Here is a 23,156-nt window from a genome sequence, read left to right as displayed (position 1 = left end):
CTCCTTTCTGAATCAGTGGATTCATCATCGGACAGCGCCAGATATTGGACTAGACACTGTGTCCGGCTCATAGGTAGCGGAATTATATCCAATTCTATTCGAGCGTCAACGGTAATACCAGAGAATTGAGAGAAAACGACATATATTTAAGGAAACGGAACTTTGGTATTGTCGAAAAACAGTCCTCTAGAGGGGTTTACTTTTTAGGCTCTCCTGTTTCTGACGGGATTACGACTCGCAGGAAGATTCTTTGCCACGAATTTACACGGATGTTCACGAATGTTTTGAACAATCCGTGTGAATTTATGAAATCCGTGGCTAAGGTTTTTGGGCTTTCCCGTTAATAACGGTAGAGCCACTTTTTATAAAAATACCCCAACACATATGCGCCGGGGTATCCGATAAACCCAATCGATGTATCTATTGCGTGCCGCGCATACGCGGATCGAGCGCGTCGCGCAAGCCATCGCCGAGAAAGGTGAAGGCAAGGACGACCAGGGCAACACAAGCGGCGGGGGCAAGCAATAGATATGGTTGTGAGTTGATCGCAGACTGCCCATCCAGCATGAGCGCGCCCCAACTGGTGATGAAGAAACTGGCGCTATCAGTGGCGGGTCTTAAACCGACGCCCAAATAACCCAGAATGGCTTCTGTGATGATCAAACCCGGGATGAGAAACGCCGCGCTCACGATCAACGGGCTGAGGCAGTTGGGAAGAATATGGCGGAACATAATGCGCTGATCTTTGGCGCCAATACAACGCGCCGCCTCGACAAATTCCTTTTGTTTGATAGATAAGACCTGCCCGCGCACGAGGCGCGCCACGCCCACCCAATTGACAATGGCAAGCGCGGCGAACAACAAAACCAAACCGTTCATAAACTGCCCGATAAACGTATCGCGCAGGGCAACCATGATGATGATGAAGAACAACAGGTCTGGGAATGCGTAGATCACATCGGTCAGGCGCATGAGGAAGTTGTCGGTGCGGCCGCCAATATATCCTGCCAACATACCGACCGTGGTTCCCAGCAAGAGGATGATGATCGTGGGAAGAAAACCGACCACCATGGAAACGCGCGCGCCATAGATGGTGCGGCTAAGGGTATCGCGCCCCAGCGAATCGGTGCCCAGCAGGAATTCGGGCTCGGCTTTGATATTTGTCGCGCCGGGGTCAAACGGCGGAGGCAGGAATCGTTTTCCGCCATGCAATTCAAGCGGGTTCATGGGGGAAATGACAGACGCAAACGCAGCCAGAAAGATGAAGAAGACGATGACGACCAAACCGAACATGGATGCCTTGTTACGAATCAGCCTCGACCAGGCTTCCTGCCCCAGGCTTTTGCTTGGGCGAAAAACATCGTTGAATTCGGCGATCTTACCGGACGCTGTAGTTTGAGCAGTCATATCAAGTCCTCTTATTCTTCCAGGCGGATGCGCGGATCGATAAATACATAAACAATATCCACGCTCAAGTTAGCGACCGCGACCAGCAAGGCATAGATGAGGGTGGTTCCCATGATCATGGAGTAATCGCGCTGTCCGATCGCCTGCACATAGGCGCGCCCCATGCCCGGGAAACTGAACATGGTTTCGATGATGAACGAACCAGTCACCAACCCTGCCAGCGCGGGACCGAGGATGGTGATCACAGGGATGAGCGCGTTCTTGAGCATATGAATGAAGATCACGATCCGTTCGGCAAGCCCTTTGGCGCGCGCGGTGCGAACGTAATCCTGCCGCATAACTTCCAACATCGAAGAACGCGTCAGGCGGGCAGTGTATGCCAGGGTTCCGAAACCCAATACTGCCATAGGCATGAGCCAGTATTTGATCTGTGTCCAATCGTCCACAACGATATCGATCCAATGCAGGCGCGAAGCAAAAATAATGATCAGAAAAATTGCGAGCACAAAACTGGGCACCGATATGCCGCTTGTCGCGATGAACAAGGCGGTGTAATCGACAATCGTGTTTTGTTTCAACGCGGCAATGATGCCCAATGGAATGCCGACAAAAATCGCCATGGATAACGCCAAAACCCCGAGGCGAACCGAATACCCAAAACGGCTTTGCCAGAAAGACTTTCCTTCGGGAGGCGAAAAGAGAATGTTTTGCACGGTGCGTCCGCGCTGGCGGTAAGACGGACCCAGGTTGCCGCAGATCACGCCACAGACCCATTCTTTCGTCTGACTATTCGTATCGCCAATCACGTAAGCATAAAACTGCCGCCACATGGGCTTATCCAACCCATAATAAGCCGCCAACGATTTAGCTGTGGCGGCATCCACCTGACGACGTTCCGCGTCTGTATCCCAGGGACCGCCCGGGGCGCTGCGCATGACAACGAACGTCACCGCGGAAACGGTGAGCAGAACGGGGATTAACCAGAGTAATCTTCGGATGATATAGGTGGTCATGGCAACTCGCTTGTGCGTGGAATTTGAGTAACCGCGCGGCAGAATTCAAAGGGAATAATTTACAAAGCAATGGTTGGGCTGGGGAACCGTGTGGCTCCCCAGCCCAAGGTTAGTTCAGATCAATGAAGCGCCGAACTTACGGGATCATTGAGGTGTCGATGGTGATCGTCCACGGGGTGATATCACCAGGGAACATGTGATCCTGCGGGGTGCTTAGGAAGCCCTTAACCCACGGCTTCACCAAATAGTGATTGAGTGAGTTGTAACCGAAAGCGGCAGGGATATCGTTGAGCAGGATTTGTTGCGCCTGAGCGTACAATTCAGCGCGTTTGGCAGTATCGATCGTGGTATCGGCTTCATCCACCAACGCATCGAACTCGGGGTTGGAATAACCCCAGCGGGTGGAGAAGGTGCCGGTGCGCCAGTAGACGCTCAGCCAGTTCTGTTGATCCGCATAGTCCGCGCACCAGCCGCCGCGGGAGAGAAGCGGGTAGGTATCCGGGTCTTTCTGGATGGCGGTGTAGGTGGTGGGCTCAACCGGGTCGAGCGCCAGATCCACACCCAGAATTTCCTTGTATTGGGCGGCGATCCATTCATGGCGCTGGCGGTTGCGGGCTGAATCGGCGAATGCCATCTTGAGGCCCATCGCGTTTAACTTTTCAGCAGAGTTGAAGGGTTCAGAGGCGGCGGCAAGAGCGGCTTTGGCGGCTTCCGGATCGAAGTGCAACGGGGTGTTGGCGTCGTATCCAGGATAGCCGGGAGGAATCCATGTCCAGGTGGGCAGGGAGAGGGAGCCATCCACATCACGCGCCCAAGATTCGGCGTCGAACGCCAACGCGAAGGCTTCGCGGACTTTCTTGTCGGTGAAGGGGTTCGGCTGGCCGTTCCAGGTGGGGTGCAGGCTGTATTGAATCTTGATGGTGCAGGAACCGGCATACTTGACGTGCTGGGCGGTCAGATCCGCATCGGCATCGATCACAGGGAGGTCTTCCGCCGCGGAGCCAACGATGTCGAATTCATTGTTGAGGTAGGCTTCGAAGGCAACAGCGGAATCTGTGATGTAGCTATATTCCATCGAGTAGGTTGGGACAGCGCCACCCACGAAGTTGGGGTTCGGGACAAAGACGGACTTGACGAACGGATCCACGCTCTTCCAGATGAAGGGTCCGTTACCAATTTGGTACTTGGAGCTGGTCCACCAGATGTCTCCGCCTTCAGCAATGTTCTCTTCCTTGGCAGGATAACCAACCCAGATACCCGCGATGGTCGCGAAGTAAGGGGCGGGCTTCGAGAAGTTCAAGGTGAGGGTATCGCAGGCGGCGTCTTCGTAGTCAGCGCAAGCAGAGCCATCGGCATGCGAGGCTTTGACGCCCAACGCGGCTTTGAAGGTTTCGGGATCATATCCTTCAGCGGCGGTATCGGCGGCGCGCCATTCAGGAGCGCCAACGATCTCGTCGGTGATGGAGGCGTATTCGCCGGCGGTGGCAGGGTCGATATTGCGTTGGAAGGCATACTCGAAGCGCTTGGCGTTGAGCACGGAACCATCGCTGTAGAGCAGGCCGGGCTTCAAGGTGAAGACCAACTGGGTGGCGTCATCGTTGAACGTCCACGAGTCGGCAGCGCCGGGGACGGTTTCGAGTTTTTCGTTCAATGTGGTCAAGCCCATGTAGATCTTGTCGAGGTGACCAATTTCATTGACGAAGGAGGATTTCTGCGGGTCGATCACATCGGGATAGGTACCGGTGTTGATCCGCAAGACAGCCTCTTTGGCTTCGGTCGGGGCTTCCGTTGCTTCGGGTTGAGCCGGAGCATCGGTCGCCGCGGGTTGCTCGGGTTGAGCGGGAGCATCAGTGGCCGCCGGTGTGGGACCACACGCTGAAAGGATCATGCTGGCGAGCACAAAGATGCTCAGTAAGGTAAACAGTTTACGCATTTTTCTTTTCCTCACAAAATTAAAATTTGGATACGACGTTTGGTAAATGAGCAGGGGTATCGGGGGGTAGCAACCACCTCCTTTCAAGATTTGTCTTACAAATATCGATCGGCAAAGAAACAGGCGACAAAGTGGCCTGGCTTTATTTCACGGAAGTCCGGTCGAGATTCCGCGCATTTTGCTTCAGCGATCGGGCAACGGGTGCGGAAGCGACAACCGGAGGGCGGGTTGGCTGGCGAAGGAACATCGCCGGTCAGGATGATTCGTTGACGCGCGGTTTCAGCCACCGGGTCGGGGATTGGCACGGCCGATAAAAGGGCTTGCGAGTAGGGATGGAGGGGATGGCTGTAAAGCTCGTCTCGCGTGGTCAGTTCTACAATAACGCCCAGATACATCACCGCCACGCGGTCGCTGATATGGCGCACCATCGAAAGATCGTGGGCAATGAACAGGTAGGTGAGGTTAAATTCTTTCTGGAGTTCCTCGAGCAGGTTCACCACCTGCGCCTGGATCGAAACATCCAGAGCCGAGATGGGTTCATCGCACACGATGAATGAGGGCTGTAACGCCAGCGCGCGGGCGATGCCGATACGTTGGCGTTGTCCGCCGGAGAATTCATGCGGATAGCGCGTGGAGAAGGATGGGTTCAGTTTTACAAGCTCGAGCAGTTGCTTGACGCGTTCGTTGGCTTCGGATTCGGTCGCCACATTGTGGACGATCAGCGGTTCGCGGACGATCTCTCCCACGGTCATGCGCGGGTTCAGGCTGGCGTATGGATCCTGAAAGATCATTTGCATCTTGCGGCGCATGGCGCGCAGTTCCTCACCCTTGATCTTCGTTAGGTCGGTCCCGTCGAAGTGGACATTGCCAGAGGTGGGGCGATACAACTGTAATACGGCGCGACCGGTGGTCGATTTCCCACAGCCGGATTCGCCCACGAGTCCCAGCGTTTCGCCGCGTTTTACTTCAAAGGAAAGGCCATCTACCGCGCGCACCGCGCCGACTTGCTTCTGAAACAAGCCGCGCATGATCGGGAAATGCTTTACAAGATTATCTACGCGTACCAACACATTATTATCAGCCATATCAACGCGCTCTCCCTGTTTTCACATCAACCCAGCATGCCACGCGATGATCCGGCGCAATTGTCTCAAGGGTCGGGTTTTCCTTCCAGCATCGTTCCATTGCCCATTTGCATCGCGGCGCAAAGGGACAGCGAGTGGGCTTTTCATATAAGAGCGGAGGCGAGCCTTCGATCGAAGTAAGGGTTTCATGCCCGCTGGCATCGACGCGCGGAAGACTGCCAAGCAAGCCTATGGTATAGGGGTGCGTGGGGTTGACGTACAAATCATTGACCGTTGATTCTTCGATGATGAAGCCGCCGTACATGACGATGACGCGCTGCGCCAGGCCGGCAACCACGCCCAGGTCGTGAGTGATCCAAACGATCGCCATGCCCAATTCACTGCGCAGTCGTTTTACGAGGTCGGTGATCTGCGCCTGAATGGTCACATCCAACGCGGTGGTGGGTTCGTCGGCAATGAGCACTTGGGGTGAGCAGGCCAGCGCCATGGCGATCATGACGCGTTGGCGCATCCCGCCGGAAAATTGATGAGGGTAGTCGGATAAGCGATCTTTAGCGTTTGGAATTCCCACCATGGCGAGCAGTTCCGCCGCGCGGATGGCGGCTTGCGCGCGAGTCATGCCGAGATGCACAACCAGCGGTTCCTCCAGTTGCCGCCCGATCGTCAAGACCGGGTTCAGGGAGGTCATGGGGTCTTGAAAGACCATGCCGATCTGCGCGCCGCGGATCTGACGAATTTCGGAGGCGCTCATTTTGAGGAGGTCGCGGCCGAAAAAGTGAGCCGTGCCTGATTTGATTTTTCCCGGAGGGGATGGGATCAAACCTAGTACCGAGAGCATGGTAACGCTTTTACCACACCCACTCTCCCCCACAACGCCTAGGGTTTCCCCTTCTTTAAGACCAAACGAAACGCCATTAACCGCATGGACAATCCCATCTGGAGTTTTGAATGTCGTTTCCAGCCCTTTCACATCCAGTAAAAGTTCAGGCATTTCGATGTTTTCCTTTTGAGCCTGGGAATCTTGTTGCCAAACACGCGCAGATTATACTCCATTCTAAAAGTCCGTCAATCACGATACGGCAAAATCAAAAACACCGTCTTGGATTCGGCAAGAATCAGTTCTCTAGAACTATATGCAACGCTTCCAGAGGAGTATTGACGTTCCACCGGTGGCTTTGTTGACACCGCCTCCCCGCAACGGTACAATTCGCATCATCATTAATATTCCCTGAGGAGATATTCCATGTTGAAAGAATTTAAAGACTTTGTGATACGCGGTAATGTGATCGACCTTGCCATTGCCGTGATCATCGGCGGCGCATTCGGCAAAATCGTCGCTTCGCTTGTGGGCGACGTTTTAATGCCGGTGATTGGGCTGTTACTCGGAGGCGTCAATTTCAGCGAATTGGCTCTCACTGTTGGTGACGCAGTCGTCAAGTATGGAGCGTTCATCCAATCCATCATTGATTTTCTTGTCATTGCCTTCGTCATTTTCCTTTTCATACGGACAATGAACCGAATAAAAAAGCCCGCCCCAACCGCGGAAGCTACCACCAAAGAATGCCCTTACTGTATCACCACGATTTCGATCAAAGCAAAGCGCTGTCCGAACTGTACGTCTCAATTGTAAATACGAAAACAACTACACACGTAGACAGGTAAACACGGAAACACGTCCCGCAGTTTTGAGACACAACACTGCGGGACGTTATCTTTCCTCTTTCTACTTTCTATTTTTCACCATCGATCACTGCTCACTGATAACTGCTTATCCACCTTCATCTTTCCCATGTCCTTCCTCGATACACTCAACCCTCAACAACGCGCCGCCGTCACAGCCGGGAACGGACCCGTTTTGGTCGTGGCAGGTCCGGGGTCCGGGAAGACGCGGGTGTTGACTCAACGCATCGCGTACCTCATCGCGGAGGAGGGCGTCCGCCCGTGGCAGATTCTCGCGGTCACATTCACCAACAAAGCCGCGAAGGAGATGCAGGAGCGCGTCAAGAAATTATTGCCCGACCAAGCCACCGAGGGAATCATGCTCGGCACGTTCCACTCGATCTGCGCGCGGATTCTGCGACGCGAGGCGGAACACCTCCCCATCGAATCGAACTTCGTGATCTTTGATGCGGACGATCAGGAACGCATCGTCAAGAATGTGATTCGTGAATTGAAGATCAATGAAAAAGTTTATCGCCCCGCAAGCGTGCATGCCTCGATCTCGCGCGCCAAGAACGAACTCATCGGCGCGGACGATTACCCCACGCTGACGTATCGCGACGAAGTGGTGAAGCGCGTGTACGCCGAATATCAAAAGCGACTCATCGCCAGCAACGCCGTGGATTTCGACGATATTTTGGTGTACACCGCGCGCTTACTTGCAGACAACCCGTCTGTGCGAGATAAATATGCCCAGCGGTTTCGCCACGTGCTGGTGGATGAATTTCAGGACACGAACCTTGCTCAATACGCCCTAATAAAAGAACTCGCTTCTTTTAATAGGAATGTGTTTTGCGTCGGGGACCAGGACCAGAGCGTGTATTCTTGGCGCGGGGCTGACTGGCGCAATATCGAACGCTTTAATCAGGATTTCCCTGATTCGCAGACCATCTTGCTTGAACAAAATTATCGTTCCAAGCAAAACATACTCGATGTGGCAATGGGTGTTATTGACCGCGCTCGCAACCGCCGCAAGAAAAAATTATTTAGCGATCGCGGCGAAGGCGAGAAAATATTTTTCTACGAAGCGCCCGACGATTACGCCGAAGCCTCGTTCGTTGTGGACAGCATCGCGCAACTCGTCGCCTCGCGGCAATTCGAGCCAGGCGACTGCGCGGTGATGTATCGCACCAACGCCATGTCGCGTTTAATTGAAGAAGCGTTTTTGCAAGCGCGGCTCCCCTATCGCCTCGTCGGCGCGCAGAGATTTTATGGACGGCGCGAAGTCAAAGACATCATCGCATTCCTGCGCCTCATCCACAACCCCGCCGACGAAGCCAGCCTCGACCGCATCATCAACGTCCCGCCGCGCGGCATCGGCGAGAAGACTCTCACTACGTTGCACATGGTCGCGCGGCAAAATGAAATGCAACCTGGCAACGTCCTCATTGACCTCGCGCGCGGCGATCAATCCGCGCATTGGAAATCGTTCACAGGTCGCGCCGCGCTTCCGCTTGCAGATTTCGGCGGAATGCTCGCCACGTGGCGCATCGCCGCGCAAACGCTCAACGTGCCAGAACTTTTTGACCGCGTCGTGAAAGACCTCAACTTCAAAGACTACATTGACGATCAATCGGAAGAGGGCGAAGACCGTTGGGAAAATGTCGTCGAACTCAAACGCCTCGCCGATGAATATTCCACGCGCACGCTCGACGAGTTCCTCGAAAACATCGCGCTCATCTCCGATCAAGACACCATCGCCGACGGCAACGTCCCCACGCTCCTCACCCTCCACGCCGCGAAAGGTCTCGAGTTCGGCGCGGTCTTCATCGTCGGTCTCGACGACGGCATCCTCCCGCACAGCCGTTCGTTCGACGATCCCGAATCAATGGAGGAAGAGCGCCGCCTCTTTTACGTCGGCATCACGCGCGCCAAAGATAAACTATATTTGATTCGATCCATTCAACGCGGCGGACGCGGCTTGCATGAGGAAACTTTCCCCTCGCGTTACCTGGATGATGTGCCTGCGGATTTACTCGTCGGCAAAACGCGCACGGGACGTTCCATCCGCGGACAAGTCCCCGAAACAAAATGGCAAACGCATCAGACGCAGGGGAGGCCTGCTTCAGTCACCCCAGCCAAATACCGCGCTGGGACGCGCATCAAACATCCCTCGTGGGGCGAAGGCATCGTGTTAGACAGCAAACTCCAAGACGACGACGAAATCGTGGATGTCGTGTTTGAGTCTGTTGGAATAAAAAGATTGTCGGCGAGTCTGGCGAATCTCAAGATCATTTGACGATAGACCATGGACCAATGACGATGGTCTATCGTCCATGGTCCATGGTCAAAAGGAGACCCATGCACTACAACAACCTCGGCAAGACTGGAATGAAAGTTTCGCGCTTGTGCCTCGGCATGATGAGTTACGGCTCAAACCAATGGCGCGATTGGGTGCTCGATGAGGAGCAAGCCAAACCCTTCATCAAACGCGCGCTCGATGCGGGCATCAACTTCTTCGATACCGCGGATGTGTATTCGCTCGGCGAAAGCGAACGGGTGACTGGCAACCTGCTCAAGCATTTTGGCGTGAAGCGAGAGCATGTGATCGTGGCGACAAAAGTCAATAACCAGATGAGCAAGGAAGTGAACGACAGAGGACTCTCGCGCAAGCACATCATGGACTCGATTGACAAATCGCTTCAACGATTGCAAATGGATTACGTTGACTTGTACCAGATCCACCGCTGGGATGATGAGACTCCCATCGAAGAGACGATGGAAGCGTTGAACGATGTCGTCCGCGCGGGCAAGGCGCGATACATCGGCGCGTCTTCGATGTACGCGTGGCAATTTGCAAAGGCACAGCACACAGCCGAACGTCGCGGCTGGAGTCGTTTCATCTCGATGCAGAATCACTACAACCTTGTCTATCGCGAAGAGGAACGCGAGATGATTCCTCAATGCGTGGATCAGGGCGTGGGACTCATCCCGTGGAGTCCGCTGGCAAGAGGGTTTCTCGCGGGCAACCGCCGCAAAGAAGATTGGGGCGACACGATGCGCTCAAAGAGCGATACGTTCGGGCATTCCATGTACTTCCGCGAGGAAGATTTCGCCATCGTTGAACGGGCGGGCGAGGTAGCAAAAGAACGCGGCGTGACCGTGCCGCAGATCGCGCTCGCGTGGCTGATGAACAAACCGCATATCTCCGCTCCCATCATCGGCGCGACGAAGATGGATCACCTCGAGCAAGCCATCACCGCAGTTGACATCCAACTCACAGAGGATGAAGTGAAACGACTCGAAGAGCCGTACAAGCCGCATCCTGTGTTGGGGCATTCCTGACGTTGGACGATAGACGATAGACGATGGTCAATTGTCCAACGTCTATCGTCAACCATACACGCGAGGTACAATTAACCCATGACCGAATCATTGAAAATCTTCATTCCTATGGCAGGCTGGGGAACGCGGATGCGTCCGCACACGTGGAGCAAGCCGAAACCGCTCGTGAGCGTGGCAGGCAAAACCACGCTTGAACATCTCATGGATATGTTCAAGACATTGCCCGACCCCAACAATGTGGAATACATCTTCATTGTTGGTCCGTATCTCGGCGAGTTGCAGATCCCCGCGTTCGTCAAAGAGAATTATCCCGACATCAAGGCGCATTACATTGTGCAGAGTGAAATGAAGGGACAATCGCACGCGCTCTGGCTGGGACGCGAGTTCATGCGCGGACCGATGATGGTGGTGTTCTCCGATTCGATCATCGAAACAGATTTCGCTTTTCTCAACGAGGAAAAATCGGACGGTGTGGCATGGGTACTGCCCTTCCCCGACCCGCGTCGCTTCGGTGTGGCGGAGGTGGGCGCGGATGGTTGGGTGAAGCGGTTTATTGAAAAACCATCCACGTTTGATAATAATCTCGTCGTGATCGGATGCTACTGGTTCAAAAGCGCGGAGGCGTTACTTGCCGCGATCGAAGAACAAATGGAACGGAACATCACCTTGAAGGGCGAGTTCTTTTTGACCGATACCATTTCTGTGATGATCGAAAAAGGCGCCAAAGTCCGCGCGCACAACGGACTCAGTTGGCTAGACGCGGGAACGATAGAAGCGACGCTGGATACGAATAAAATTTTGCTGGACAAGATGGGGAAACAAGTAAACACATACACAGGGAAACAGGTAAAGATCATCGAGCCTTGCGCGATTGATCCCTCGGCGGAGATTTCAAATTCCACGATTGGACCTCATGCTTCGATTGGCGCGAACTGCAAGATCGAGAACAGCACGATCGCTGAGAGCATCGTCGAGGCGGGATGCGAGATCAAAGACGCGGCGTTGAGTCGCTCGATGGTGGGCAGACAGGCTCAAGTCCGCGGAAGAGGCGATGGGCAAGTCGTCCAATTGAATGTCGGCGATAATAGTTACGTCGTTCTGTCGTAAAATATGAACATGGTCGAATGTCGGTCTGATTCGGAATATGCGGAGCGTCCGCTGTCTCTCACGTGGGAGGGATACAAGTATGAGATCGCGGAAATTGTCGCGCGTTGGCGCGGACCGAGCGAAAAAGGTTTCCGCGTGAAGACCGCCGATGGGCAGGCGTTCGATCTGACGTATCGGGAAATTCCCGATGAGTGGTTAGTGCAGCCAATTTAATATGTCATTGCGAGCGAAGCGAAGCAACCCCCAATACGTTGAGGAGATTGCTTCGTCGGGCTGAAGCCCTCCTCGCAACGACATAAAAAACTAATGGAGGTTCCATGCAGGAAGTAACGAATGTTCAACGTCTGTCGAAACGGGTGGCGGGACTGAAGCCTTCGGGCATTCGCAAATTTTTCGACATCGCCGCGACGATGAAAGATGTGATCTCGCTCGGCATCGGCGAACCCGACTTCACCACACCCAAACCGATCCTCGACGCGGGCATTCACTCCCTGCAAAGCGGCGAGACGCATTACACCTCGAACTGGGGCAAGATGGAATTGCGCCAGGCGATCTCCGATAATCTTAAACGTTTGTACAATATTAAATACGATCCGACGAACGAGATCATCGCGACGGTCGGCGGCTCGGAGGCGTTGTACCTCACGTTCACCGCGATCCTCAATTCTGGCGATGAGGTGATCATCCCCACGCCGTGTTTCGTTTCGTATCAAGCCGAAGTGATCATGGCGGGCGGCGTGGCTGTGGAAGTGCCTGCGCGCGAAGCGAATAATTTCTGCATTGACCCCGACGATATTCGCAAAGCGATCACGCCGCGCACAAAAGCGATCTTCATCGGTTATCCATCGAATCCCACAGGCGCGGTTGCTACACGCGAAGTGATGCTCGAGATCGCAAAGATGGCGGAAGAGTTTGATTTACTGGTCGTCACCGACGAACTCTATGACCGCCTCGTCTACGATTTTCAACACGTCTGCTTTCCCGCGCTGGATGAAAGCCTCAAGAATCGCACGATCCTCATCAACGGTTTTTCAAAAGCCTACGCGATGACGGGCTGGCGCATCGGCTATGCTTGCGGACCCGCGGACTTGATACAGGGTCTCGTGCGGATTCACCAGTACAGCATCATGTCTGCGCCGACGACCGCGCAAGACGCCGCGCTCGCCGCCCTTCAAATTGGCGACCCGCACGTGGAGGAGATGCGCCTCGAATATGACCGCCGCCGCAGACTCCTCGTGGCGGGACTCAACCGCCTCGGTCTCTCGACCTTCGAGCCGCGCGGCGCTTTCTACGCCTTTCCCAACATCCAAGCCTCTGGTATGGACGATGAAACGTTTGCCGAAAAATTATTGCGCGAAGAGTCAGTTGCAGTTGTGCCGGGCAATGCGTTCGGTCCGGGCGGCGAGGGGTATGCGCGCATGTGCTACGCCACCGAATACAGCAAGATCGAAGAGGCGCTGCATCGGATGGAAAAGTTTATGAATAGGTATGGGTAAACAAAAGAGAATTAGAGATTAGAGAATTGTAGGGGCAGACCAGTGTCTGCCCCTTTTGATTCTTGTGAAGGAGTAGGATCAAAGCAGTATGTCAACACTTATTTGGCACGACCCCGAATGGCAACAACAGGCACACGCTTGGATTCGATCGGAAGCCGCGCGCAATCAACTTCAACTCGTCGGCGAGATCGAACAACCTCATGCAGTGCACTGGTCAACGGTGATGCGTGTTCCAACAAATAGAGGCATGATCTTCTTTAAAGCAACCGCCTCTGAGACGGTCTATGAAATCGCGTTGACTCAATTGCTGGCGAGCCTTCAACCCAATGTCGTGCCTAAACTGATCGCAGTGGATACGACGCGCGGCTGGATGTTAATGCGCGATGGCGGCGAGCAATTGCGCGCATCCACTCGACCCACACAGGATGTGAAAGCGTGGGAGCCAGTCATCATCGAATATGCCAAATTGCAAATGGGGCTTGCTGAACATGCGGATGCAATTCTCGCGTTGGGAGTTCCCGATCATCGTCTCGCCGCGTTGCCCGCGTTATATTCGCAATTACTCGCGGATACTCCCAGTCTGATGATCGATCAGGAAAAGGGTCTCACCTCCGCTGAGTTCGAACAACTTCAAAACCTGAAACCGCGCTTCGAACAGATTTGTGCCGACCTCGCCGCGTATGGGATTCCAGAATCGATCAATCACGGCGACTTCCACGATGGCAACATCCTACTCAAGAACGGATGCATCACTTTCTTCGATTGGGGCGACGCCGACGTGACGCATCCTTTCGTCTCCCTCCGTACTTGGTTTGTCAGCATGGAGATCGCGCTCAACCTGGACGATTGGGCGCCGCCTACGGCGGAGATGTCGAGGCTGTTGGAAAAGTATCTCGAAGCGTGGCAGGCGTACGGGGAGAAAGAGGCGTTGGCATCCGCTTATCGGCTTTCACGCCCAGTCGCGTCCATCGTCAAGACTCTGGCATGGCATCAAGGCATCTCACGCATGGACGACTCCCTGCGCGGCGAATACGCATGGATCGTGCCGAATTTGTTGCAGGAGTTCATGGTGTATGAGAAGATGTTGGACTAACGATTGAAAGTGCGGGTGATATACTTTCCCCATGGAAGTTGACTACAAAAAATTAGTCCGCGAACGCATCCTCGCCAGGGATGGATTGATCCGCGCCACTTTCAGCGGGGGGCAAAAGGGATCATCGCTCGCATGGAATAAAGTGATCGTGCGACCTGTGGAGATCAAGGGCGAAATTCATTTGCAATTCTCCTATTTCGACGACAAAAAGGACATCACGAAAAATCATCTCGCCGACGCCGCATCCAAAGTGGATGAGTTGCTCGCTCTCCCCTTCCGAAATATTTTTGTCGAAAGCGCGGATGGCAATGTGCAGGTCAACATCTCGAAGAGGGGAAAAGCGGTGGTGAGCGAACCCAAGTCATCAAAGACGCATGTTGAAACAAATCTCGCGCACGACCGCCAGAAAAGCAGACTCCTATCCGCTGACAATGCCGAACCATTTCTCAAAGCGGTTGGCATAATGACAAGTGACGGCAGAATCAGGGCGGATATGCAGCGCAAGTTCAAACAGATCAATGAATTTTTGCGCCTTGTGGATGAAACCGATTCGTTTCGACCAGGCTCAACGCAAGCCTTCCAGACTTTGAGCAGTGAGCCGATCCATGTTGTGGATTTTGGCTGTGGCAATGCCTATCTCACTTTTGCGATCTACTATTATTTAAATGAGATTCTCAAATTCGACGCGCGCGTCACGGGCGTGGATGTGAAAGCCGACTTGATCGCGAGTCACCAGCAGAAGGCGGAATCGCTTGGGTGGAGCCGAATCAACTTCCACGTCGGAGAGATCGAGGGCTACATCCCCGAACATAAGCCGAATGTTGTCCTCGCCCTCCACGCCTGCGACACCGCCACCGACGACGCGCTCGCGCAGGGAATCCGCTGGGGGAGCAAGTTGATCGTCTGCGCGCCGTGTTGCCAGCATGAATTACAGGCGCAAATGTCGCGCGTCGCTATGCCCGAGCAATTATTGCCCATCTTCAAAGATGGAATATTCTTCGAGCGTATGGGAGACATCCTCACCGACACCTTCCGCGCGGCGATCCTGCGTATCATGGGCTATCGCACCGACGTGACTCAATTCGTCCCCATCGAACACACCGCCAAGAATCTCATGATCCGCTCGGTGAAAACATCACCCGCAGGAAATGCGCATTGGATTGAAGAGTATCGGAATTTAAAATCGTTCTGGCAGGTCACGCCGTATCTTGAAAAACTGCTTGGGGATGAGTACAAACAATTCCTTTAAAGCAAAAACTTCACCATGGAGAATACTCAATGAAATTATCCGTTACCAATCTCGGTAAACAATATCGCCGCGACTTTTGGGGACTCAAAGACTTTTCCCTTGAGATCAAACCCGGGATTCTAGGCTTGCTCGGACCGAACGGCGCGGGCAAGTCCACGTTTATGCGCATGCTGGCGACCATTACAAAACCCACGGATGGGAAAATTTTGTGGAACGATGCGGATATCGTCAAATCGCCCGACACTCTGCGGGCTGTGCTTGGATATTTGCCGCAGGATTTTGGTGTTTATCCCAACCTGAACGCAGTTGAATTTCTCGAATACATGGCGGCTATTAAAGGGCTGGATGCGCAAGCAACAAAACAACGGATTGATGAGTTGCTTCAAATTGTGAATCTCGTCGGAGCCGCCAAACGTCCGCTGGGCGGATATTCAGGCGGGATGAAACAACGCGTGGGCATCGCGCAAGCCCTGCTCAACGATCCGCAATTGCTTATTGTGGACGAACCCACTGTGGGACTCGACCCCGAAGAGAGAGTCCGGTTCAGGAATCTGTTATCAGACCTTTCGGGCGAACGAATCGTGATCTTATCCACGCACATTGTTTCGGATGTGGAAGCGACCGCCACATACATCGCGCTTGTGAACAAAGGGCATCTCGTGCGCGAGTCCGCGCCTGAGGATTTGCTCAAGGAACTCGAAGGCAAAGTCTGGGAGTGGACGGTTACCAGCGATGAACTCGTGACTCTCAAACAAAAGCACATCGTTAGCGGGACGATCAGAAGAAGCGACGGGGTGGAGGTGAGGGTCGTGAGCGCGAACCAGCCTGAGGCGGGGGCAAGAAGCGTGAATCCGAATCTCGAAGATGCGTATCTGCATTTCATCGGAGGTCGCGCATGAATCAAGCGCGTATCATCTATCACTTGGCGCGCGCCGATTTTTTAGAGCGCGTGCGCCGCTATAGTTTCCTCATCATGCTGGGGCTGGCGGTTTTTCTTGGCTATCAGGTGGCGGCGGGGAATGTGACCATGCGGCTCGATGTGTATCGCGGCGAGTTCAACTCGGCGTGGGTCGGGAGCATGATGGCGCTGTTATCGTCTTTCTTTCTCGGCTGGTTCGGGTTTTATCTTGTCAAAGGTTCGGTGGCGCGCGACCGCGAAACAGGCGTCGGGCAGATCATGGCGACCACGCCGCTGACTCGCCTGTTGTACATGTTCGGAAAATGGGCAAGCAATTTTTCAGTGTTGCTTGCGATGAACGTTGTGCTCGCGATTGCGGGCATCGGCATTCAATACCTCGCGGGCGAAAGTATGCAGTTCGATCTCGCCGCCCTGTTCGCGCCTTTTCTTTTTATCACGCTGCCCATGATGGCGCTCGTCGCGGCGGTCGCTGTTCTTTTTGAAAGTGTCGGCTTTCTCAGCGGCGGCTTCGGCAATGTGATCTATTTTTTCATGTTCGCTTTTATCTTTCCGCTTGCCGATCCATTAAGCGCAACAAATCCCGCTCTCGAGCCGCTCGGCATGGGGTTGATCCAGCACAGCGCGGGCGCGGCGGCAAGCGCGGCGTTCCCAGACTACAATGGCGGATTCGTCCTCGGCGACCCCGCTATTGCTGATAGCCTGGGCGGAAACCTCGACCCCGCAAGTTATATCTTCCAATGGAACGGCATAGAGTGGACTGCTGAGATCATTCTCAAACGGTTTATATTTTTCGGCATCGCCATCGCGTTGACGTTTCTCGCGTCCATTTTCTTTGACCGCTTCGACCCGTCTCGCAGAAAACCGCGCAGGGTGCGGAGTAAAAGCGCCGCTTCCATTTCGACGCCTCAATCTGATTCGACCTCTCAAGCCTTATCTCAGCCCGCGCATTTAACGCCTCTCGCCCCCTCCCAAAACAGATTTGCCTTCCTGCGAGTTTTGGTCTCCGAACTCAAACTCCTCCTCAAAGGTCGGCGTTGGTGGTGGTATGCAGGCGCGCTCGGTTTGTTCATCGCCTCGCTGACCAACTCACCTGAGAACGTCCGCGCTATCGTCCTGCCGTTCGTATGGTTGTGGCCCATCCTCGTTTGGTCTGGCATGGGCAACCGTGAGATAACCAGCAACACGGGTCCAATGGTCTTCTCCTCCGCCGCGCCGCTGATGAGGCAACTCCCCGCTCAATGGCTGGCAGGCTTTCTCGTCACACTCCTGACGGGTAGCGGAGCCGCATTAAAGTTATTGGGCGCGGGTGATGAGATTGGTCTGTTGGCTTGGTTCTCCGGCGCGCTGTTCATTCCATCCTTTGCGCTGGCATTGGGCGTGTGGAGCAACAGCCACAAACTCTTTGAAGTTTTATACGTTACAATGTGGTACCTCATGTTGAATAAAATTGACGCGCTGGATTACCTCGGCGCAAACAGCGACGGCAATATCGGGTTTTTCATTCCCTTGTCCATCGCGTTGGTCATCGCCGCGTTCGTTGGCAGAGCAAGGCAATTGAGAAATTAAATCAAAAATCCCCGCGATCTTCATCGCGGGGATTTTTTTGTCAGACTGATTCAGTCAATTAGCCTAAAACGACAACGTTCGCGGCTTGGGGTCCCTTCGGTCCCTGTTCGACAGTGAACTCGACCTTCTGACCCTCTTGCAGGTTCTTGAACCCCTCGCCTTGAATGGCGGAGAAGTGCACGAAAACATCGGGCCCGCTTTCGCGTTCGATGAAGCCGTACCCTTTGGTCCCGTTGAACCACTTGACTGTACCGTTGATACGATCCGACATGTTTGCCTCCTATGGCAATAAAAAATTTGGAGGTAACCACGTATTGCATCGGAATCGCCGCAACGGCGAAAAAACAAAGCGGCTCACGGACGATCCGTGAGCCACCTGGTACTTCCAAAGCAAACTACTGGTATCCTACGCCGCTTAAGATAACATGAGCAGAGCGATGTGTCAATAGAATCACTTCGCCGTCGTCAACGTCAACTTCTCTTTTCCAAGCCGATAATTGCCGTTGTGTTTTAGCACCTGCTCCACCAAATCCTCAGGGACATCCACGAACGTGAACTTATCCTCGATACGAATTTTTCCGATGGTGTAGCCCGGGATGTTCGCATGGAAAGCGATCGTGCCGACAATGTCATTCGGGCGGATTCCGCTCGACTTGCCTTTGTTCAACTTCAAGCGCACCATCCCCTCCTCGTGGGACCCATCACCGCGATGCCTTTGCGAAGCGCTCCCGTGGGACTGCCTGCCTCCCCTCCCCGACTCCCCTCGCTCCTCAAATTTCTTTCCTCTTTCCACTTTCCACGCTTGCCCTGAGCGGAGCCGAAGGGTTCCACCATCATCCTTCCGTTTGAATTCAGCCTTTACTTCATGAATCTCCGCAATCGGTCTCTGCTTCTCATCAGCCCGCGCGATCTTGATCGCCGCCGCCGCAATGTTCAATGGATCGTGCCCCGCCGCAATCAACTCATTGACCATTTCAAGTTCGCGCTTGTAGCGTCCGCGCCCGAGCCAGACCTTCATCGTCTCGATGACTTGGTTTTCACGGTGACGATGAATATCGCCAACGGTGGGAAGTTCCATCTTGGTGACGGGTTGCTTGGTCAACGCTTCCACTTCGCGCATGCGGCGTCTTTCGCGCGGCGCGAGCAACGTGATGGCAACGCCTGTTTTGCCCGCGCGTCCCGTCCGCCCGATGCGGTGGATGTACACTTCGGCATCATCAGGCAGGTGAAAATTGAACACGTGAGAAATATCGTCAATGTCGAGACCGCGCGCGGCGACATCGGTGGCAACCAACACTTTTAATTGATTGTCGCGGAAACGTCCCAGCACGCGTTCGCGGGCGCGTTGGTCCAAGTCGCCGTGGATCGCTTCGGCAGGGATTCCGCGCACGACGAGTTCGTTGGCAAGCGACGCGGTCTCTGCGCGGGTGCGGGCGAAGATCAGCGCGCTCTTGATCGGCTCGATCTCGAAGAGGCGGGTAAGCGCGCTGGTCTTATCCGACTCATGCACAAGATAATAACGCTGTTCGATGGCTGAGGCGGTGAGCGTGCTTCTTTTCACTGCGACAGTTTGAGGGTCGCGCATGAAGCGGTCTGCCAATTTGCGAATCCGCGCAGGCATGGTGGCGCTGAATAAGGCGGTCTGCCTCTCCGCTGGAGTCGTCGCAAGGATTTTTTCCACCTCTTCCACGAATCCCATGTTGAGCATTTCGTCGGCTTCATCAAGCACGACGGTTTTGATGTCGTCCAACACTAAAACTTTCCGTTCAAGCAAGTCATTCAAACGACCCGGCGTGCCGACCACAACATCCACGCCGCGCTTGAGGCTTCCGATCTGCGGACCATACGGCTGGCCGCCATACACCGCCAACACGCGGACGTGCAGATGCTTGCCATATTCATTTAACGAATTGGCAACTTGCAACGCGAGTTCGCGCGTGGGGGCAAGCACCAATGCCTGCGGATTTTTTTGTCGTTGAAAATTTTGCAGAATGGGGAGCGCGAACGCGGCGGTCTTGCCTGTGCCCGTCTGCGCCTGCCCGATCACATCAGCCCCCGTGAGCATGACCGGAATCAACGCGGCTTGGATCGGCGTCGGCGTGGAGTAGCCGAGTTCGGAGATCGCCTGCATGATCTCGTCACGCAGGTTTAGAGAAGTAAATTCGGTTGTCATCGTTTTCCTTTGCATGTCGTTGCGAGGCGGGCGAAGCCAGACAAAGCAACGACATATGATATGGAATGTTCCGACGACTCCGTTTCACTTCCTTCTTGCAAATCAAGCCTTCCTTTTCAGGTCGGCTTGCCCAACAAAAAAGCCCGACACACGTTCATCGGGCGTTCGTTCGGAGGATCAAAACAATTCCCAGATTAATTACAGCGGCGGGAGTATAACACGGTTTTCTGGAAATCTATTTTTTCAGAATCGAGGCGGACAAGGTATGTGTGGAGAGCAACCTCTTTGCCACAGAAACACTGAGGCCAGAGAGTGAAAGCCTCAAAATCTCTGCATGGCTCCGTGTCTCGCCTATACCGACGCTTTTTCGGGGGCGGTCCAAAAAACCGCCAATCATTCTTGTCTAATCATTATCACTGATTACCTTAGACAACGCCCTTTGGACGCAGACCCTTGCGCCGCCCGCAAGGGCAGGTGAAAACGCTGATTTCGCTGATTCAAAACAAAGAATCTGCGTTGTCTGCATGAATCAGCGTCCCGAGTTTGAAAGCGCAAGGTAATCAATCATCAGTAGATCACGGTTCTTGACTCAGTTGCACTGCGTCAAGGCAGGCGACACGATTTGCTTGGCAAATCGAACTGCGCCTGAACTTTCGTGAAGTACTGGTAATATTTCCTTAATAAGATTTTACGATGTCGCGTTGTCCATCTGGTGTAAGAAAATCTGGAAAAGGAGAATTTATTATGAACGCCAATCTTCAAACTGCCACGCTGGCTGGGGGATGTTTCTGGTGTCTCGAAGCCGTTTTCGATGAGGTGAAGGGAGTCGAGGGTGTGGAGTCAGGCTACACCGGCGGACGAAGCGCGAATCCGTCGTACCGCGAAGTCTGCAATGGCGATACGGGTCATGCCGAGGTGGTGCAAGTCCATTTTGATCCTAATGTCGTTTCATATCGCGACTTGTTGAATGTATTCTTCGCGATTCACGATCCCACCACGATGAATCGTCAAGGCAACGACATCGGCACGCAATATCGCTCCGCGATTTTTTATCACGACGACGAACAGAAGAAAGTTGCCGAGGAACTCATCAAGGAATTGAACGCGCAAAAGATATGGGATAAGCCCATCGTGACCGAGGTCTCAAAACTGGACAAGTTTTACATGGCGGAGGATTACCATCAGGAGTACTTCGCTCGCAATCCGTACCAGCCTTATTGCCAGGCGGTCGTTGCGCCGAAGGTGTCAAAGTTCCGCAAATATCATTTGGAGATGCTGAAGAAGCAGACCGCGTAAATAAAACAGTCCCTTGAAGTGTTCGTCTCAAGGGACTGTTCGTTTAAAGATCGCAAGGCGACGGGAGAGTCCCGGGAGGGACCGTATCCTGAAATTTCACATCCGCGTTTCGCAACGCGTCCACTTTTGCGTTGATCTCCTCAGGGGTTAAAGAAACGCCCACATCATGGAAGACCCAGTCTATATCTTCTTGATATTCGCGCGCGTCTCCCGCCCCGTTCAAACCGCCTTCGATAAACCACAGATTGAAATTCATAGACATGGGCGCATCGGGAAAATAGTATTGATCGTGTTCGGCGATCTGTTCGCCGTCCACAAAATAGCGGACTGTACCGTCGGTCACTTGCGCAACCAACGTATGCCAGCCTGCCAGGCTTCCCTCGCGCGCATTGCTGGTGTTATCGGCATTCCAGGGTTCGATCTGAACTTTTTCCCACGTGGTGAAGTGCATGATGTTGGGAGGTCCGCCCCAGCCGCCGTTCGGCAGATACTCAAAATCCATCTCGCTGTAATTTGGATCGAGCGGCTTCTCGTACGGGGTGATCATGTAGAACGTCTCAACAATCTGATCGCCGTCGCTGCCGGAAACCGGCTCGTCGCTAAAGCGGACCCGCGCGGCATATGTCCCTTCGAGATATTTGCGCTGGTGGCAAATTTGCGTTTGGAATGTATTCTCCTTCGTGCCGTCGGTGGAGGAGGTCATGCGCAAGAGGCGATTGCCCGCCTCGTCGGGGTGATCCACAAAAGATACGTTCTCCGCGCGGAAGGTCGCGCCGGTGACGCCGGGCCAGCCCTGCCCACTGCGGATGATCCAGCCGTTGGCGGTCATTTCGCTTGACGCGGAATAAGAAAAATCGTCGAACAAAATTTGCGAAGGATCTGTGGTGGGTACGGGAATGGATTCCGTCGTAGGCGTGAAAGGAATGGCTTCCGGCGTAGGTGTGAAGGGAACAGTTGTCGGCATTGGCGCGGGGTTGGTCGCGGGCGGGAGCGGGTTGGATACGCAACCTACCAGCAGCAAAAGGCACAACGCGTACAAAATAGTTTTATCGTGTTTCATTTCCCAGTCTCCTTATGGATATGCTTTGCGCGCAGTATAACATCAAGTTCGATCTTTAAATAGCCTGTGACTGTCAGGTTAAGAAGCTCCAAATCTCTTTTTGCGCAGATGGACAAAAACCACACCAAAGCCGATAAGGGCTGTGCCGCACGACGGGAGATTGAATCCGCGAGGAACTTCACTTTCAGCCTGCAAATTGACGACTCCGCTTTTCGATGTCGGTTTCCAAACGAGGGTGTTTCCATTCACTTGATCGGCGTTGTGAGAAATGGGCGTACCGGGTAAAACGACCGACCAGGTGATCTCGGTGAGCGTGGAAAAACTCGAGCCTTCCGAAAGGGTGTCTATATCTACATCGTAGTAAAACTTTCCATCGCTGATCTCGAGGCGGTTGACCGTTAGTCCCTTTTGTTTTTCATACAGGGCGCGAAGTTCGTCCAGATTCGTGAATTGAGTCGTTGTCACGCACCAAGTCTCGTCGTTGCGCTGTTCTTCGGTCACTGAGACGTTCTCAGGCGTCTGCGAGGTATTGCAGAAATCTTGCGAGTTGGCGTATTGTTTTTCTATATTGGCGCGTTCCTCCGCTGAGAACCCTACCCCAGTCTGCAATTCGCCTGAGCCGTTTGGTTTGATCGAAGTTGTTGTCTCCAGCTTGTGGCATCCCGCCAGCAAGATCAATATCAGAACCCATGCAATTTTTTTGAGAGGATGATATTTCATCGTAACCTTCCTTTCATGATCATAGTTTGCAACAC

The 23,156-nt window shown here is 53.8% G+C and carries 20 protein-coding genes; 11 read left to right on the top strand and 9 right to left on the bottom strand.

Going from position 1 to position 23,156, the window contains the following annotated elements; genetic code table 11:
* Nucleotides 1-420: 420 nt before the first annotated feature.
* From AC16KF_RS12885 to AC16KF_RS12865, 5 genes are all read right to left on the bottom strand, one after another.
* Nucleotides 421-1,407 (bottom strand): ABC transporter permease, encoded by a 987-nt coding sequence (locus tag AC16KF_RS12885; protein ID WP_484037735.1) that lies wholly within the window; start codon nt 1,405-1,407, stop codon nt 421-423.
* A gap of 11 nt (nt 1,408-1,418) precedes the next feature.
* Entirely contained in the window at nt 1,419-2,420 is a 1,002-nt protein-coding gene (locus AC16KF_RS12880) for an ABC transporter permease (protein ID WP_484037734.1), read from the bottom strand.
* A gap of 136 nt (nt 2,421-2,556) precedes the next feature.
* The gene (locus AC16KF_RS12875; RefSeq protein WP_484037733.1) at nt 2,557-4,353 is read right to left on the bottom strand and encodes a peptide ABC transporter substrate-binding protein; all 1,797 of its coding nucleotides are present in this window, start codon (nt 4,351-4,353) and stop codon (nt 2,557-2,559) included.
* Between the two features lie 95 nt (nt 4,354-4,448).
* On the bottom strand, nt 4,449-5,438 hold the full coding sequence (locus tag AC16KF_RS12870) for an ABC transporter ATP-binding protein (protein ID WP_484037732.1): 990 nt from the start codon (nt 5,436-5,438) through the stop codon (nt 4,449-4,451).
* Nucleotide 5,439: 1 nt separating this feature from the next.
* Complete coding sequence (locus AC16KF_RS12865) at nt 5,440-6,429, bottom strand: ABC transporter ATP-binding protein (protein WP_484037731.1); 990 nt, start codon at nt 6,427-6,429, stop codon at nt 5,440-5,442.
* A gap of 252 nt (nt 6,430-6,681) precedes the next feature.
* Between AC16KF_RS12865 and mscL the strand changes: the two genes are divergently transcribed.
* The 10 genes from mscL to AC16KF_RS12815 all read left to right on the top strand — a co-directional run bounded on the left by mscL (nt 6,682) and on the right by AC16KF_RS12815 (nt 17,872).
* Nucleotides 6,682-7,068 carry a large conductance mechanosensitive channel protein MscL gene (mscL, locus tag AC16KF_RS12860; RefSeq protein ID WP_484037730.1) on the top strand — a complete coding sequence of 129 codons (387 nt, stop codon included), beginning with the start codon at nt 6,682-6,684 and terminating at the stop codon, nt 7,066-7,068.
* A 159-nt stretch (nt 7,069-7,227) separates the two neighbouring features.
* The gene (locus AC16KF_RS12855; protein ID WP_484037729.1) at nt 7,228-9,396 is read left to right on the top strand and encodes an ATP-dependent helicase; all 2,169 of its coding nucleotides are present in this window, start codon (nt 7,228-7,230) and stop codon (nt 9,394-9,396) included.
* A gap of 62 nt (nt 9,397-9,458) precedes the next feature.
* The gene (locus AC16KF_RS12850; protein WP_484037728.1) at nt 9,459-10,442 is read left to right on the top strand and encodes an aldo/keto reductase; all 984 of its coding nucleotides are present in this window, start codon (nt 9,459-9,461) and stop codon (nt 10,440-10,442) included.
* 78 nt (nt 10,443-10,520) lie between these two features.
* Nucleotides 10,521-11,549, top strand: coding sequence for a sugar phosphate nucleotidyltransferase (locus tag AC16KF_RS12845; RefSeq protein ID WP_484037727.1), 1,029 nt, complete (start codon nt 10,521-10,523; stop codon nt 11,547-11,549).
* 3 nt (nt 11,550-11,552) lie between these two features.
* A complete protein-coding gene (locus tag AC16KF_RS12840; protein ID WP_484037726.1) occupies nt 11,553-11,762 on the top strand; it encodes a hypothetical protein in 210 nt (69 codons plus the stop codon).
* Nucleotides 11,763-11,866: 104 nt separating this feature from the next.
* On the top strand, nt 11,867-13,045 hold the full coding sequence (locus AC16KF_RS12835; protein ID WP_484037725.1) for a pyridoxal phosphate-dependent aminotransferase: 1,179 nt from the start codon (nt 11,867-11,869) through the stop codon (nt 13,043-13,045).
* A gap of 88 nt (nt 13,046-13,133) precedes the next feature.
* On the top strand, nt 13,134-14,138 hold the full coding sequence (locus AC16KF_RS12830; RefSeq protein WP_484037724.1) for an aminoglycoside phosphotransferase family protein: 1,005 nt from the start codon (nt 13,134-13,136) through the stop codon (nt 14,136-14,138).
* A gap of 31 nt (nt 14,139-14,169) precedes the next feature.
* Nucleotides 14,170-15,387, top strand: coding sequence for a class I SAM-dependent methyltransferase (locus tag AC16KF_RS12825; RefSeq protein WP_484037723.1), 1,218 nt, complete (start codon nt 14,170-14,172; stop codon nt 15,385-15,387).
* Nucleotides 15,388-15,416: 29 nt separating this feature from the next.
* Nucleotides 15,417-16,286, top strand: coding sequence for an ABC transporter ATP-binding protein (locus AC16KF_RS12820; protein WP_484037722.1), 870 nt, complete (start codon nt 15,417-15,419; stop codon nt 16,284-16,286).
* Nucleotides 16,283-17,872 (top strand): ABC transporter permease, encoded by a 1,590-nt coding sequence (locus AC16KF_RS12815; protein WP_484037721.1) that lies wholly within the window; start codon nt 16,283-16,285, stop codon nt 17,870-17,872. The genes AC16KF_RS12820 and AC16KF_RS12815 overlap by 4 nt, the downstream gene beginning before the upstream one ends.
* 58 nt (nt 17,873-17,930) lie before the next feature.
* Here the strand turns inward: AC16KF_RS12815 and AC16KF_RS12810 are convergent, their stop codons facing one another.
* Together AC16KF_RS12810 and AC16KF_RS12805 are read right to left on the bottom strand one after the other, a co-directional pair.
* On the bottom strand, nt 17,931-18,143 hold the full coding sequence (locus AC16KF_RS12810) for a cold-shock protein (protein WP_484037720.1): 213 nt from the start codon (nt 18,141-18,143) through the stop codon (nt 17,931-17,933).
* 180 nt (nt 18,144-18,323) lie between these two features.
* Complete coding sequence (locus AC16KF_RS12805) at nt 18,324-20,045, bottom strand: DEAD/DEAH box helicase (protein ID WP_484037719.1); 1,722 nt, start codon at nt 20,043-20,045, stop codon at nt 18,324-18,326.
* Nucleotides 20,046-20,789: 744 nt separating this feature from the next.
* On the opposite strand from AC16KF_RS12805, the gene msrA reads away from it, so the two are divergent.
* Nucleotides 20,790-21,341 carry a peptide-methionine (S)-S-oxide reductase MsrA gene (msrA, locus tag AC16KF_RS12800; protein WP_484037718.1) on the top strand — a complete coding sequence of 184 codons (552 nt, stop codon included), beginning with the start codon at nt 20,790-20,792 and terminating at the stop codon, nt 21,339-21,341.
* 43 nt (nt 21,342-21,384) lie between these two features.
* Here msrA and AC16KF_RS12795 read toward each other — a convergent pair whose 3' ends face one another.
* The gene (locus AC16KF_RS12795) at nt 21,385-22,401 is read right to left on the bottom strand and encodes a glycoside hydrolase family 16 protein (protein ID WP_484037717.1); all 1,017 of its coding nucleotides are present in this window, start codon (nt 22,399-22,401) and stop codon (nt 21,385-21,387) included.
* Nucleotides 22,402-22,479: 78 nt separating this feature from the next.
* The gene (locus tag AC16KF_RS12790; RefSeq protein WP_484037716.1) at nt 22,480-23,121 is read right to left on the bottom strand and encodes a hypothetical protein; all 642 of its coding nucleotides are present in this window, start codon (nt 23,119-23,121) and stop codon (nt 22,480-22,482) included.
* Between the last annotated feature and the right edge of the window lie 35 nt (nt 23,122-23,156).

The organism is Candidatus Defluviilinea gracilis (assembly GCF_057138825.1).
Note: the sequence above shows the minus strand (reverse complement) of the source record. Positions and strands in the feature narration are given on the sequence as shown.

What these genes read in the sequence shown, in the direction of transcription:
- AC16KF_RS12790 (WP_484037716.1), bottom strand. Translation starts at nt 23,121, where the DNA reads ATGAAATATCATCCTCTCAAAAAAATTGCATGGGTTCTGATATTGATC.
- AC16KF_RS12830 (WP_484037724.1), top strand. Translation starts at nt 13,134, where the DNA reads ATGTCAACACTTATTTGGCACGACCCCGAATGGCAACAACAGGCACAC.
- AC16KF_RS12870 (WP_484037732.1), bottom strand. Translation starts at nt 5,438, where the DNA reads ATGGCTGATAATAATGTGTTGGTACGCGTAGATAATCTTGTAAAGCAT.
- AC16KF_RS12855 (WP_484037729.1), top strand. Translation starts at nt 7,228, where the DNA reads ATGTCCTTCCTCGATACACTCAACCCTCAACAACGCGCCGCCGTCACA.
- AC16KF_RS12885 (WP_484037735.1), bottom strand. Translation starts at nt 1,407, where the DNA reads ATGACTGCTCAAACTACAGCGTCCGGTAAGATCGCCGAATTCAACGAT.
- AC16KF_RS12865 (WP_484037731.1), bottom strand. Translation starts at nt 6,429, where the DNA reads ATGCCTGAACTTTTACTGGATGTGAAAGGGCTGGAAACGACATTCAAA.
- msrA (WP_484037718.1), top strand. Translation starts at nt 20,790, where the DNA reads ATGAACGCCAATCTTCAAACTGCCACGCTGGCTGGGGGATGTTTCTGG.
- AC16KF_RS12880 (WP_484037734.1), bottom strand. Translation starts at nt 2,420, where the DNA reads ATGACCACCTATATCATCCGAAGATTACTCTGGTTAATCCCCGTTCTG.
- AC16KF_RS12850 (WP_484037728.1), top strand. Translation starts at nt 9,459, where the DNA reads ATGCACTACAACAACCTCGGCAAGACTGGAATGAAAGTTTCGCGCTTG.
- AC16KF_RS12875 (WP_484037733.1), bottom strand. Translation starts at nt 4,353, where the DNA reads ATGCGTAAACTGTTTACCTTACTGAGCATCTTTGTGCTCGCCAGCATG.
- AC16KF_RS12825 (WP_484037723.1), top strand. Translation starts at nt 14,170, where the DNA reads ATGGAAGTTGACTACAAAAAATTAGTCCGCGAACGCATCCTCGCCAGG.
- AC16KF_RS12795 (WP_484037717.1), bottom strand. Translation starts at nt 22,401, where the DNA reads ATGAAACACGATAAAACTATTTTGTACGCGTTGTGCCTTTTGCTGCTG.
- AC16KF_RS12845 (WP_484037727.1), top strand. Translation starts at nt 10,521, where the DNA reads ATGACCGAATCATTGAAAATCTTCATTCCTATGGCAGGCTGGGGAACG.
- AC16KF_RS12820 (WP_484037722.1), top strand. Translation starts at nt 15,417, where the DNA reads ATGAAATTATCCGTTACCAATCTCGGTAAACAATATCGCCGCGACTTT.
- AC16KF_RS12840 (WP_484037726.1), top strand. Translation starts at nt 11,553, where the DNA reads ATGAACATGGTCGAATGTCGGTCTGATTCGGAATATGCGGAGCGTCCG.
- mscL (WP_484037730.1), top strand. Translation starts at nt 6,682, where the DNA reads ATGTTGAAAGAATTTAAAGACTTTGTGATACGCGGTAATGTGATCGAC.
- AC16KF_RS12835 (WP_484037725.1), top strand. Translation starts at nt 11,867, where the DNA reads ATGCAGGAAGTAACGAATGTTCAACGTCTGTCGAAACGGGTGGCGGGA.
- AC16KF_RS12810 (WP_484037720.1), bottom strand. Translation starts at nt 18,143, where the DNA reads ATGTCGGATCGTATCAACGGTACAGTCAAGTGGTTCAACGGGACCAAA.
- AC16KF_RS12805 (WP_484037719.1), bottom strand. Translation starts at nt 20,045, where the DNA reads ATGACAACCGAATTTACTTCTCTAAACCTGCGTGACGAGATCATGCAG.
- AC16KF_RS12815 (WP_484037721.1), top strand. Translation starts at nt 16,283, where the DNA reads ATGAATCAAGCGCGTATCATCTATCACTTGGCGCGCGCCGATTTTTTA.